Below are 11,949 nucleotides of genomic sequence, written 5' to 3'. Positions count from 1 at the left end.
TATTTCCGGAGGAACTTGATGGACAAGAGAAAGCACACACGCGTGGTTCCGTTCCCGAACCAGCCGGTTCAAATACAGTTGATGGGAAACGGATTTCTTGACATTTTAATCGCGCAGGACGTGAGTCAAGGCGGTATGGCCATTCTTGTTCCCCATCATTTCGACGGATGCGATATCCACTCCGCTGTGGAACTAGTCGTATCCTTACCCGGTTTTAAACCGTTTAAGGCGATCGGTTTGATCAAACACCTATCTCCCGGCAAGGCGGCGAACGGCCTTTTCGGTCTCAAATTCACGCAAATCGACGCAAAAGGGAAAGATTTTCTGGATGCTTTCGTCAAAAAGCTGGTTTCCCAGCGCAGAATGGCAGGTTAAGGGGGGCCAGTCACCGGAATTTCTCGGGTGCGTAATCCGAATGTAACGAAAAGGACGGATACAGAGAACATCCTACTAAAAGGAAGAAGGACAAAAATGGGATCAGGATCTGTCCAAAATAAGCTAAAAACAGAACGCAAATTAGAAGTAAGAATCGCGGAGAACCAACTTGAAATCGAAAGAACGCTAGCGCTGCGTTATGACGTATTCAATTTGGAATTGGGAGAAGGACTGCCCCAATCCGCAGCGACCCGCAAAGACAGGGACGAATACGATCTTTTTTGCGACCACCTCATCGTAGTGGATAAGAATCGCGACGACATGATTGTGGGAACCTACCGAATCTTGAGAAGAAGCGTAGCGAAAGCGAACCTAGGCTTTTATTCCGACAACGAATTCGACATCACGAAAATCTACGAGTTAGAGCGCGAGCCTGCCGAAATCGGACGTAGTTGCGTTCATCCGGAATACAGAGACGGTTCGGTGATTTCTCTTCTTTGGGCAGGATTGGGCCAATACATGAAGAAGCACCAAATCGGTTATCTTTTCGGATGCGGATCCGTTCATAGTGTGGATGCTCAAACCGCAAACGACGTGTATGCGTTTTTGAAGGATAAAAAAGCGTTGGCGGGCGAGGAGTTCGACGTGAAACCTCTTTCCGGTTTCGAGATGACCGGTTTCGACCCGAATTTCGCTCCAGAAGATATCAAGGTAGTTTCAAAAAGAATTCCCGCGTTGATCAAAGGATATATCCGCGCAGGATCGCTCATCTGCGGAACTCCAGCTTTGGATAGCGTATTCAAAACTACTGACTTCTTTATTCTGTTCGATATAAAAGATATCGAAGCAAGATATAGCAAGCATTACCTGGAATAGGTAAAAGGCCTTTTTTCGGGAAACGTCGGAATTTCTATTTCGAAGGATCCGTTCCGTCGAAACGAGTGACTTCCGAATTCGGTCCGTTTTCCCGTCATCTCGGGGATGATCGCCCTTGACCGGCAATTCATCCCCGATTTCCTTTACATTAAAGTCTAAGACATTCCGGCGTTCGGTCGGAACTTTACGAACTCGATCGTTTTTCGGGTTTCTTACGAACTTATAGCATGAATCAAATCGACTTTCAGCATCCGAGTTTTCGAGATCAGCTCAGATTTTATTCCTTCGTCTTAGTTGCCGCAGTCTTGATGATCTCCGGTTATCTTTCCGGAGTTCCCGCTTATTACCTGGGCTGGTTCGCTTTTTCGATTTCGGCATTTTCCGTCGCAGGAAACGACGCCGTCCAGACTTTGGGAACGTTTATAGAGAGTAAAAAGTCAGTTCATTGGTTCTATAAATTCGCTGCATTATCGGGATTTTTGACTTTGGTTTTCGCGTACGGCTGGCTTACGGATTCGGGTCAGGTCCATTTCGATCGATTGGAGGAATTCCCGCCGGTTTCCAAATTCAATCTACTTCAATTGATTGCTCCTTTCATCTTAGTCGTGATCACCAGAATGAGATCTCCCATCTCCACTACGTTTCTGATTCTCGGACTCTTCGGCGGACAAAACATAGAGAAGATGCTCACGAAATCCTTTATGGGTTATATGATCGCGTTCGGAACGGCCGTATTGGTCTGGGGAATCCTAGTAAAAATCGATCCTAGGGAATATACGGAGGACCATATTCCGGATCCGAATACGGAACGGCGTTGGTCCATACTTCAGTGGTTTTCCACTTTGTTTCTTTGGGGAACTTGGTTGGCCCAGGATGCCGCGAATATAGTCGTATACATTCCGAGGCAGTTGAGTCTTGCGGAATTATCGGCGGCGGTCCTTATTTTATGCACCGCTTTGGGAATCATCCTTTATATCAACGGCGGAACCATCCAGGAGATCGTAACGGAGAAATCCGATATCCAGTGGTCAAAGGCGGCCACCATTATCGATCTAGTTTACGGTTGCATCCTGCTGTTCTTTCAAAGATGGAGCGATATGCCCATGTCGACGACTTGGGTCTTTTTAGGGATGCTTGCGGGTCGGGAAATCATCCTAAATTTTATGACCTATCGGGATTCCCCTTACTTGGAAACGTTTCGAAAGGTGGGTAAGGACGTTTTACTCGCAGCCATCGGAATCGCGATCAGCATTTTCGTATTCATTCTTTCTTCCAAAATCTATCCGGAAGGAAACGGATATCTTCCAAAGTTTCTACGTTAAGCGAAAAGCTTTTCCGATAGGACTTGCCGTTAGGACGGAGAAAGAGGGAAGCCATTCCTTTTTTCGGAGGGCTTCCCTATGTTTTTCCTATTTCTTCTTTTTCGAAGCAGTACTTTTTTTAGGCGGCTCTTCCGTTACGGCTTTTGCCCAGTCGGAGAGATCCGCGGTATGGTGGTGGTTGTTTTCTCCGGTTACAGCCGTATGAGAAACGGTTGCGCCCATATCGGGACGGAATTTGCTCTCTATCCACTCCCGGAATCGATCGATCCCGCCGAATATGGAAGGCACCACGATCAGAGTAACCAAGGTGGAAAGGATCAAGCCTCCGATAATGGCTATCCCCATGGCGGTTCTGGATTTTGCCGCTTCTCCCAATCCTAGAGCGATCGGAACCGTTCCCATAATCATGGCGAGAGAGGTCATCAAAATCGGCCTCAATCGTACTAAGCCCGCTTCGTAAATCGCCTCGTTTCTCGTAATTCCTCTATCCCGGATCGCCTGCATCGCGTAATCCACTAAGAGAATCGAGTTTTTGGCCACGAGACCCATCAACAGGATGAGGCCGATCATGGAGAATAGATTGAGCATTTCTCCCGTTACGAACAATGCGAAGAACGCTCCCGAGATTGCCGGAGGGATCGCGAATAAAATCGTCACCGGTGTGATGAAGGATTCGTACAAAGAGGAAAGAACCAGATAGATGAACACTAACGCTAGTCCGAATGCGACTAAAATGTTCACGATCAATTCTTTAAAGTCCTCGGACTGTCCTTGGAAGTTGAATCGAACTCCAGGAGGAGGTTTTATTTCCGTGGACATGATCTTGGTGGCTTCCTCCGTCGCGCTTTGGATTGCGCCTCCCGGAGCAAGATTCGCGTTAATCACGATGGTCCTGGCCCGATCGATCCGGTTGATCCTTGCGGGACCCACCGTTTCCTTGCCGGAACCGATGGCCGCCAGAGGGATCAGTTTATTTGCGATGTTCGGGACCTTGGTTTGTCCGTACGCCACCCTCAAATTCCGTTGGTCGGGATGAAGTCTCATACGAACATCGTATTCGATCCCTTTGTCGTAGAATTTGCTGACCGTGTCCCCGGCGATTTGGTATCTCAATTCGGATCCGGCCACTCCCGGAAGAACCCCCACCAATTGCATACGCGAGTTATCCAGAGTGATCTGATATTCCGGTTTTCCTGCTCGGTAATCCGTGTCTATATCCGCGAGATCGGGAACCGACTTTAATCGTTCCAGAACTTTCTTGGAATAGGCCTCCATTTCCGCTAGGTTGTCCCCCTTGATGACGAGCTGGAAGGGATACTGAACTCCTCCGCCCACCGCGGAATAATCCGAGACTGCAGGTCTCGCAAACGCGTAATTCTTTAGGACATCCCGGATCGCATCTTTGATCGCGACCGTAGTTTTTTTTCTCTTTTTGGAAGATACCAAGGCTACGGCTAGAGTTGCCGTATTCGGTTCTCCTCCATCCGGTTTTCCGATGGTGATGGCGATTTTGTCCATTTCCGGAAATTTTTGAAGTTCGAGCAGTACCTTGTCGGCGACTTCCTTCGTTCCTTGGAGACTGGTTCCGGGAGGAAGGTCCAGTGTGACTAGGAATTCTCCTTGGTCGTTGGCGGGTAAGAAGGTCTTTTTGACGAAGCGACAACTCACCAAAGAAAGTACGAAGATCAGGAACGTCAAAAGGATGATTTTTCCCGGATGTGCCAACGCGAACTTCATCGCGATTCCGTAAATCTTTTCCAACCAAGTTTGGAATTTGTCGAAGGCTTCCACGGCCTTATTCCGTTTGCTATGATCCAATTTTCCCGCGAAATAAGCGGAAAGCATCGGCGCGACAAAAAGCCCGTCAAAAAGGGAAATGATCATCGCAAAAACGACGGTCAGACCGAATTGTTTGAAAAATTGTCCGACGATTCCTGACAAAAATCCTACGGGAAAGAACACCGCGATCACGGTGAGAGAAGTACCTACGACTGCGAGAGCAACTTCCATCGTTCCTTTTTCGGAAGCTTCTAAAACGTTATGCCCTTCTTCCAATTTTCGGAAGATATTTTCCCGCACTACGATCGCGTCATCGACGAGGAGACCCACCGCTAAAGAAAGAGCCAAGAGGGTCATTACGTTGATCGTAAAACCCATGATCCACATCAGAATGAATGCCCCGAGCATGGAGTTCGGAAGGGCCAAGCCGGTGATGACCGTAGATCTGAAGTTTCCTAGGAAAAAATAGACCGTAATGACCGCCAATAGAACCCCGAGCACGATCGCTTCGGTGACGTCCTCCACGTTGTAACGGATCCAGCGGGATCCGTCCCGGATGAGACGGATCTTGGGGTTTCCCGCGAGAGGCTTGAGATCCGCGTTCAGTTTATCGATCCGCTTCAAAACCTCGTCCGCAACGGCGACCGTGTTCCCGCCCGATTGCTTGTACACATCGATAAAAAGAGCCGGTTTTAATTCCTTTTCTTCTGCTTCGATTTTTTTGGAGGAGAACAAGGCTTTGATCTTCCGGGCGTTTTGACCGATCCAAATGAACGGATGAGCGAAGAATCCCACATCTTCCTCTTCCACGACGTCGCTCTTCGAAGCCCAAAGATAGCCTAAGGTTTCTTCATCTTCCGTTCCGTCGCGGACCGTTCCGAGTTCCTTGATGAGAACGGAATTTCCCACATCACCGCCGAAAGAGACGATGGTATTTTCGATCTGTCTGAGACTTTCATACCGTCCCAAGGTTCTGTAGGAAGTTTCCACGGTGCCCGATTCGAATTTACCCACGGGCACGTTTAAGCCGGCGGATTTCAAACGGTTGGCGATCAATACCATCGGCATCTGGTACGAGATGAGTTTGTTTCGATCCAATTCGATTTGGATTTCTCTTCTCGTTCCTCCCACCAACTTAACGGAACCGACTCCGCTGATCTGCTCCAGCTTCGCTTTTACCGTTTCCTTAGCGAGATCGTAGAGTTGAGCCTGTCCTAAATCGGCGAATACCGCCAAACGAACGATAGGCTGGTCCGCCGGATCGAAGCGAACGACTTTCGGTTCCTTGATTCCGTCCGGCAATTTAGGACGAACCAATCCGACTTTATCCCTGAACTGCTGCTCCGCGTACTTGATATCAGTGGAAAGCGTAAATTCTCCGGAGACGACGGACACTCCTTCCTGGTTTCGGGAGACGATTTTCTTCAAACCTGAGATGGAGGAAAGCTCCTCCTCCAAAGGCTTCGAAATCAATTCCTCGATTTCTTCGGGGCCGGCACCCGGATAGATTGTGGTTACCGAAACTACAGGAATATTCACGTCGGGGAAAAGATCCACCCCCATTCGTGATAGGGAAACCAATCCTGTCAGAAGCATTAGGATCACTAAGCTTGTAATAAAAATCGGACGTTTTATGGAAAGAAGCGCGATGTTCAAGTGGCCTCCTCGGCTGAATGACTTTCCTCGGATTTGGGGAAGAGAGAAGTTCGAGCGACTTTAAGGGTCTATTTCGACGCGTTCTATTTTTTCGGAAAGAATTTATCGCGACGCGAAAAGTAGAAATTTAGAATTCTTTTTCGGGATCCGGCAGATTTTCGGACGAAAAGATTTTCAATCCGAACTAATAAATCCGACGGATCGCCTGTGCGATTCGCTGGATATTATCCTTGGTCAGGTTGGGATAAATCGGAACGCAATGGCCTCTTTGGTACAGTCGTTCTCCGTTCGGAAAATCGGCGTTTCCTAATTCCAGAATGTGATGAATGGGTTCGTCCGCAGTGTGTCTCGTTCCGATTTGCAGAGAGCGGAAGTATCTCTCCGCCTGGTCGTAGTTTCCGGGCGCCAGGATTACGAATCGATTGAACGTATCCGTGGTCGGATCGTTGTAATGCGTGGAAACTTGAGAACCTTGTATGGATTGCAGATACACCTGGGCGATTTTCCTTTTTCGCTCCAGGATGACTCCCAAATTGGATAATTGTTCGATTCCGAGAGCGGCTTGGTAATCGATCATATCGTAATCCAATCTCGGCTGTCCGTCTTTTCTCGGATAGGGATCCTGTCCGTTTTTTCTGGCCCTAATTTTTTTGGCCAGGGAATCGTCTTCGGTGCAGACCAAGGCTCCGTTTCCCGTAGTGATTAGGTATTCCACGGAAAGGCCGCAAATAGAGAGCTTTCCTTGTTTTCCGGGAGTAAAGGTTTCCGTTCTAGCTCCGACCGCTTCGGAAAAATCTTCGATCGTAGGAATTCCGCGGAAATCGTATTGGGAAAAATCCGCTAGAGATCCGAAGGTATGATCCAGTACAATAGCTTTCACGCTCGGGTCTTCCAGGGCGGCGCTCAATCCGGACCGATTGAGGTGGAAGGAGTTCCTGTCCAGGTCTAGGACAAAGGGTTTCGCTTGGAGTAGAAAGATCGCGTCCAGAGCGGCCAAGGGAGCAAAGGTAGATAAGACCACTTTGTCTCCGGGCCGGATCTCCAGGGAGAGTAAGGCTAGGTGGTATGCAGCGGTTAAGCTGTTGGTGGAGATTACGTTTTTCGTACGAAAAGTGGACGAAAAGGCTTTCTCAAAGCGGGAAGTGATGGAACCGGTGGAAAGATGGTCTTCGACGAGAGCCTCTAGTACCGTTTTTAGATCCTCTCTGGAGAGAGTGGGCTTGTTGTACTCGATCTCGGTTTTTTTTCGGCCGGTTTTTTCTATTACTTCAGTTTCCGCGCTCATTGAACGTCTCAGGTTCCAGTCTCTATATTATGTCGCATTGTAACGCATGTACATTGCTCGTAAAGATTTTTTTCGAATCTTACCGAGAGAACGAATCTTTCTCTAATTCCGAAAATCGGAGGTTAGAGAAAGATTGTCTAGACTTTTTTACCTAAGAAATAAAGACGGTGATTTGTCTAGGACTTTTCTCCGAAGAGTTTGTTTCTGATCCCGATCCAGATTTCGGGCAAATATGCACCTACGAGGATGAGTCCTAATCCGGTATAGGTCCATTTGTTAAAGTAGGATTCTCCCGCGAATCGAAGGGTGGCGACGTTGATGATCGTGGTCCACCAACCTAAAAGGATCAGCGCCAGTCCTGCAAGATTCGGGATGATATAACTGAAAATTTTAGCCATGATAGGGTTCCTGGCCCGAGATTTCTTTTGAGGGCATCCGGAGTTTTTCCCGGCTTTCGGGTACTTCAAGCGGTTTTTTCTCCCGCGGCCGAATCTTAAGAATGCGAGATTTCCTGGTTGCGTCCGTCCTATCGATTCCCGATTCTCTGCTTGTGTCCATGGAAAAACAGGAAGAATTCGAGTCCGATCCCGAGCTAGAAATCGAGCCGAGGGAAATGAATCCGACGGAATCCCGCCTTCTCACTCTGCTCTTTAATTTTTTACAATTTCCGGAAGGGCTGACTCTTTCCGGATTAAAGGACATTATGGGAGAATTCTACGATAACGAGAACAAGGACTCGGATCGGAGAAAACTTTCCCGTGACATTCAGGAGTTGGAATCCTTAGGTTTTCGGATCCGATATTATCCTCAAAAGCACGACAAGGACTTCGTTTATGTTCTGGAGACGGATCCTTGGGCAAAATCCTTGCGATTCGATCCGAATGAGCTGAGAGAAATCTCCGCAGTTCTATTGGAGGCGTATTCCCAGTCTCCCAGATATGAACTCTATACGGCTGCGCAGAAGATCTTCGCCGGGGAATTGGGTTTTTTTCCGGAATTAAAGGAAGAGCCCCGGGAGATTTCAGACGAATCCGGTCGGATCGCTTTTTCCGTCCTGGAGGCTCTAAAAAACCGGAGTCCTCTTCGTCTGAAATATTTTAAGAGCTTTCCCGAGGATTCGTACTTTATCGAGGTCGATCCTGTTCGTTTGCTCAGAAGAGGCGGAGAGGATTATTATCTTTTGGCCTACGATCGCTCCGAAAAGATCAAGAAAAGGTTGATCCTGGCCAAGATTTTGGAAGCGGAAATCCTGGAGGGTGACTTCATTTATCAAAAGAAGGGAACTAAAGCAGAAACCTGGGAAGACCAGATCGTTCATGCGGCCCTTTTTCCCGTGCACGAACCTAAGGCGGTCGCTTTGGGTTGTAAGACCGAATCCTTAGTAAAAGCCAAACAGTTTTTATCCGGAATTCCTCTGACTCAGGAAGGAAATACGATCCGTTTCGAATGCACCAATCTGGAAGGACTGCTTCCTTTCTTATGGAAAGAAGGTAATTCTCTGGAAAAGATAGAACCGGAAGAATTAAAGAAGAAACTTAAGGATTCCCTTTTGTTTCTCGCGGAAAGTTACGGCTCCGATTTTTCTTAAGAAAGAAACCTTACCACTCTCCGGTATTCTGCATGCTTTTCCAGGGCTCGGCAGGCGCTAGCGACTTCCCTTTTTGCAACAACTCCACCGAGATCGAATCAGGAGAACGAACGAAAGCCATCCTGCCGTCGCGAGGAGGTCTATTGATCGTAACTCCCTTGGACACCAGGCGCTCGCACGTTTCGTAGATGTTTTCCACTTCGAAGGCAAGGTGTCCGAAGTTTCTACCCGATGTGTATCCGTCCTTTTGTTCCCAATTGTAAGTTAGTTCGATCTCTGGTGCGTTAGACGATCCATCGGATAGAAATACCAAGGTAAATTTTCCTTCCGGATGTTCGCTCCGTCTCGTTTCGACCAAGCCGAGTTTGTCGCAAAAGAAATCCAATGCGGAATCTAGATTAAAGACTCGAATCATAGCGTGCAAATATCGCATAATATCCTATTTTAAAACGGTGATTTTGGACTGAGTCTTCCGGCTTTTATCGAATTGGAAAGCGATCCATAGGAAAAAATTCCAATTTGGGAAATTCCTGAAAAAAGGGGGTTTTTGGCCTGTTTTTGCATATATTACGGGCATATTGCTTAATAGTTGTGCCCAAAAAATAAGCATTTTTTGATTTTCGGATTTCTATTTTTCTTGAAAAACTCGAGGATCTAGTCGAAGATTGTATCATAAACGTGCACATCTCGTTTTTGGTATCGGAAATCGCCTGTTTTATTCGCGGATCGTATGATTTGCGGCATGCGTTAAAGTTTTTTTATAAAATTATACAAATCTAATACAGGATAATGTGAAGTGTTGTTCTCTTTAACTTCGCTTAACGACAAGTTTTATTTTTTTTATCTTTTTTTAATTTTTTTATTCCAATTGAAAAGCTGTATAGGTCTTATGGATATAAGCGATAACGAGAATTAAAAATATAAACAAATCATTGAGAGGTTTCAAGTCCATGAAAGTTAACAAAACGATTTCTCTTCTTCTAATCGCTGGATTCTTAGCCGGTTCTTCCGTATTTGCGGTATCGCAAGATACTGAAGATCGTTTGCTGGAGCAAGCCTTAGTTTCTGCAGCAGTCACCAAGGAACAAAAAGTTGCCGTTGGGACCTACTTAAAAGCTCTTGCTCAGCAAAAGACGGAGCGTGCGGAAGAGTTGAGAGCTCTTGCAAGACGTTCTACCGGTGGAAAATTCCTGGCTAGCAATGCTCAATCGGAAAGATTTCTGAAACAAGCTGCCGCTTTGGAAAGAGAAGCTCAGAGAACTCAAGAATTTTTGAACAACCTTTAATCGTTTCAAATTCTTCGAATTTATCTTCGTTGATGAGGGGCGCCCTTCGGGCGCCTTTTTTTATTTATAAAGCAGAGAAGGGTAGGGACTGAAGCCATTTCCGGACGGACTGGTCCGGAAAAGAGTCCGGTCTTCAGAAAAAGTTCCTTCTAAAAAAAGATTGTCTCCTTCTTCTCCGACTTTAGCTTAGCGAAGCGTGTCCCCTTTTTTAGACTCGGGTCGCTTTCGGACTCTCTCCTTCTTTCTTCTGGTTTTGTCTCCCTTGTTGTTTCTATTTTTATTGAAGCCTGTGGAGCAGTTGTATTCGGATCACTTGGCCAAATTCGTTTTGGGGGAATCCATTTCCAGGCACGGTTTCGCTTCCGGCGAACTGGAGCTGCCCTCCTCGAAGCTGGATCCGGAATCGGAATTTTGCCCTACGGAATGCATTCGCATCAGAGGTAAGATCGTAAGTCCTTTTCCGGTCGCTCTCGGTTTCGTATATGCCCTGATTTTACCTTGGGGGGGAATCACGGGGGTTTATGTCGTGAATGCGATTCTCGTTTCCGCTACGATTTTTATCCTGTCCATGCTATGGAGAAGGAATCTTCTTTTTCTATCCATACTGGTCTTCGGCTCCCCGTTCGTAGTGAACGGTTATTTTTTCCCGGATGTGGGACTTGCCGCTTTCTTATTTTTCTCAGGGGTCGTACTGGTTTTAAAAAGCCGCTCTCCAGGAAGTTCCTTACCGTTTTTATTTGCGGGATTTTTGTCGGCTTCTTCCGGATGGTTTCGGATCGAATCCATCGGGTTCTGTCTTTCCTTTACGGCGTTTCTGATTTTCGATGCCGTACGAGGATCCAGAGATCGGATTTCCGTTTTAGGATTCTCTATGGGGATTTTACTCGGTCTTTCGTTTTTGATCGGGATGCAGACTTTCTTCTACGGACTTCCCCTCGGGCCTAGATTTTCGTTCAATCAGCCGACGATGTTTCTTTCCCCTTGGGCAAAGCTGGAGATTTATCGCGGACTCCTATTTTTCAGTTTTAATCGGCTGGGCTTTTTTGCCTATATGCCCTTGTTCTTTTTTTTATTTTGGTTTTCCCTGTATTTTCTCTTTTCCCCCCGGGGTTTTTTGCGCTCTCGGGAGGAGACGAGCGATCCGGCGAAAGGCGGGAATCCTTTGGTCCAATCCGGAATTGCGGGTTTCATCGGTCTTGTCGCGGCCGCTCCGAACGACGGGATCATAGATTTCGGCACGAGGTACTTGCATTTGACGATTCCCTGTTTTGCCGGATTTGCCCTTATCCTGTTGGACGAGTTAAAATCCAAGCCTAGGTGGGAAAGGTCCGGGAAAATTTTCCTTCTTTGTTGTATTCTTTTTTCCTCATATATCACCGTGAAATACACTTCCATACTTGCGAAGTACGGCAAACGAACGACAGTCCTACATAAGATTTACACCGAGCAGAAGCCGGACCTGATTGCTGTTCAGATCCGCACGTATTCCCAGATTTTGGGGGAGAATTTTTTCGAAGTTCCTTGCGTGACTCTTTTTGACGGAACGTCTTTGGATAAGTTTTTCCTGCGGAACGACCCCAAGAAATTCGATAAGATTTTATTCGTTCAGGCTAAGGTATTGATGGACCCTGCGACTCTTTCGGATGTTCCTTTCGTAAAAAATCCCTACTTCGATTCCGTAGTTTCGCTTTTGGGAAAGGATTTCGAGCCGTCTCTAGTTGGGAATCTGCCGGACGTCATCATCTTTTCGATGCAAAGAAAACGGATCCGGCAGTAGGAAAG

10 protein-coding genes are annotated in these 11,949 nt (G+C 47.0%); 6 read left to right on the top strand and 4 right to left on the bottom strand.

Translation table 11 applies throughout. The features are described 5' to 3' along the window. Positions 1-18: 18 nt before the first annotated feature. From EHO61_RS10630 to EHO61_RS10620, 3 genes are all read left to right on the top strand, one after another. The gene (locus tag EHO61_RS10630; protein WP_135813577.1) at positions 19-375 is read left to right on the top strand and encodes a PilZ domain-containing protein; all 357 of its coding nucleotides are present in this window, start codon (positions 19-21) and stop codon (positions 373-375) included. A 96-nt stretch (positions 376-471) separates the two neighbouring features. Next, complete coding sequence (locus EHO61_RS10625) at positions 472-1,251, top strand: GNAT family N-acetyltransferase (protein WP_135813576.1); 780 nt, start codon at positions 472-474, stop codon at positions 1,249-1,251. Between the two features lie 227 nt (positions 1,252-1,478). Next, the gene (locus EHO61_RS10620; protein ID WP_135813575.1) at positions 1,479-2,573 is read left to right on the top strand and encodes a hypothetical protein; all 1,095 of its coding nucleotides are present in this window, start codon (positions 1,479-1,481) and stop codon (positions 2,571-2,573) included. Positions 2,574-2,660: 87 nt separating this feature from the next. On the opposite strand, the gene EHO61_RS10615 is transcribed toward EHO61_RS10620, so the two are convergent. The 3 genes from EHO61_RS10615 to EHO61_RS10605 all read right to left on the bottom strand — a co-directional run bounded on the left by EHO61_RS10615 (position 2,661) and on the right by EHO61_RS10605 (position 7,691). Then, entirely contained in the window at positions 2,661-6,008 is a 3,348-nt protein-coding gene (locus EHO61_RS10615; protein ID WP_135813574.1) for an efflux RND transporter permease subunit, read from the bottom strand. A gap of 184 nt (positions 6,009-6,192) precedes the next feature. Then, on the bottom strand, positions 6,193-7,293 hold the full coding sequence (locus tag EHO61_RS10610; protein ID WP_135813573.1) for a DegT/DnrJ/EryC1/StrS family aminotransferase: 1,101 nt from the start codon (positions 7,291-7,293) through the stop codon (positions 6,193-6,195). A 176-nt stretch (positions 7,294-7,469) separates the two neighbouring features. Next, the gene (locus EHO61_RS10605) at positions 7,470-7,691 is read right to left on the bottom strand and encodes a hypothetical protein (protein ID WP_135813572.1); all 222 of its coding nucleotides are present in this window, start codon (positions 7,689-7,691) and stop codon (positions 7,470-7,472) included. A gap of 101 nt (positions 7,692-7,792) precedes the next feature. On the opposite strand from EHO61_RS10605, the gene EHO61_RS10600 reads away from it, so the two are divergent. Beyond that, positions 7,793-8,881 carry a helix-turn-helix transcriptional regulator gene (locus EHO61_RS10600; protein ID WP_246032094.1) on the top strand — a complete coding sequence of 363 codons (1,089 nt, stop codon included), beginning with the start codon at positions 7,793-7,795 and terminating at the stop codon, positions 8,879-8,881. A gap of 10 nt (positions 8,882-8,891) precedes the next feature. On the opposite strand, the gene EHO61_RS10595 is transcribed toward EHO61_RS10600, so the two are convergent. Further along, a complete protein-coding gene (locus EHO61_RS10595; RefSeq protein WP_135813571.1) occupies positions 8,892-9,314 on the bottom strand; it encodes a VOC family protein in 423 nt (140 codons plus the stop codon). Between the two features lie 517 nt (positions 9,315-9,831). Here EHO61_RS10595 and EHO61_RS10590 point away from each other — a divergent pair. Both EHO61_RS10590 and EHO61_RS10585 read left to right on the top strand, forming a co-directional pair. Then, positions 9,832-10,167: an LIC10421/LIC12816 family protein gene (locus EHO61_RS10590; RefSeq protein WP_135813570.1), complete on the top strand. Its 336-nt coding sequence runs from the start codon at positions 9,832-9,834 to the stop codon at positions 10,165-10,167. Positions 10,168-10,363: 196 nt separating this feature from the next. Continuing rightward, positions 10,364-11,944 carry an LA_3751/LA_3752 family putative glycosyltransferase gene (locus EHO61_RS10585; RefSeq protein WP_135813569.1) on the top strand — a complete coding sequence of 527 codons (1,581 nt, stop codon included), beginning with the start codon at positions 10,364-10,366 and terminating at the stop codon, positions 11,942-11,944. Positions 11,945-11,949 lie beyond the last annotated feature (5 nt).

The sequence above is a fragment of the Leptospira fluminis genome (assembly GCF_004771275.1).
Lineage (GTDB): Bacteria > Spirochaetota > Leptospiria > Leptospirales > Leptospiraceae > Leptospira_B > Leptospira_B fluminis.
The sequence above is the reverse complement of the archived record's forward strand: the minus strand, read 5'-3'. Positions and strand labels throughout refer to the sequence as shown.